The sequence below is a fragment of the Paractinoplanes toevensis genome (assembly GCF_018332695.1).
In the GTDB taxonomy this organism is placed as follows: Bacteria; Actinomycetota; Actinomycetes; order Mycobacteriales; family Micromonosporaceae; genus Actinoplanes; species Actinoplanes toevensis.
The window spans coordinates 1-718 of record NZ_BOQN01000260.1; the positions used below are offsets into that span (position 1 = coordinate 1).

Annotated in this window: 2 protein-coding genes; both read left to right on the forward strand. The window is 71.4% G+C overall.

Going from position 1 to position 718, the window contains the following annotated elements; genetic code table 11:
* Nucleotides 1-187, forward strand: a 187-nt coding sequence (locus Ato02nite_RS51075) for a hypothetical protein (RefSeq protein WP_213013981.1), incomplete at its 5' end; no start/stop codon positions are given.
* A 108-nt stretch (nucleotides 188-295) separates the two neighbouring features.
* Nucleotides 296-718: helix-turn-helix transcriptional regulator (locus Ato02nite_RS51080; protein WP_213013982.1), on the forward strand; the 423-nt coding region annotated here is incomplete at its 3' end.

A 718-nucleotide genomic window follows, 5' to 3' on the forward strand; every position in this document is an offset into this window, starting at 1 on the left:
CACGACGGCGGCCGCCTCGGGCGTGGTGCTGCAGGGCGTGGTCGCCGCCGCCGACCTCGACTGGGGCATGGCCGGGTACGCACTGGTGCGGGACACGGTCACCGTCCTGGCGGCGGTGCTCCTGATCCGGTATGTCACGCCTGCGGACACCAGGACGGCAAAGCCGCGTCTCTACGTCGTCCGGTGATGCCATCCCCCGTTTGCCGAAGACATCCAGACAGATCGTTACCACCCTGGCCTCCGCGCCACCGGCTCACCAGAGACTTCATCGGTAACTCATCGGTACTATCCGGGAGTGACCGGAGGATCGGCGTTCGGGCTGACCGTGCGGGCGCACCGGCGGCGGCTGGGCCTGTCGCAGGAAGACCTGGCCGAGCGGATCGGGGTCAGCACCAGCACGATCGGCAAAGTGGAGGCGGGCCGGATCAACCAGCCCCGGCCGGTCACCGTGCGCCTGCTCGCCGACGCCTTCGGGCTGACCGACGACGCACGCGACACGTTCTGCCAGGCGGCCAACGGCGCGCCCGCGGTCGCCCGGGTGGTGACCCAGCTGCCTCCGGACGTGCACCCGTTCACCGGCCGCACCGAGGAACTGGCCGAACTGGACGCGTTACTGGCCCACCCGGGCCAGCGGCCGACCGTCGCGGTGATCTCGGCGTTGTCCGGCATGGCGGGGATCGGCAAGACGGCTCTCGCGGTGCACTGGGCCCGCCGGGCG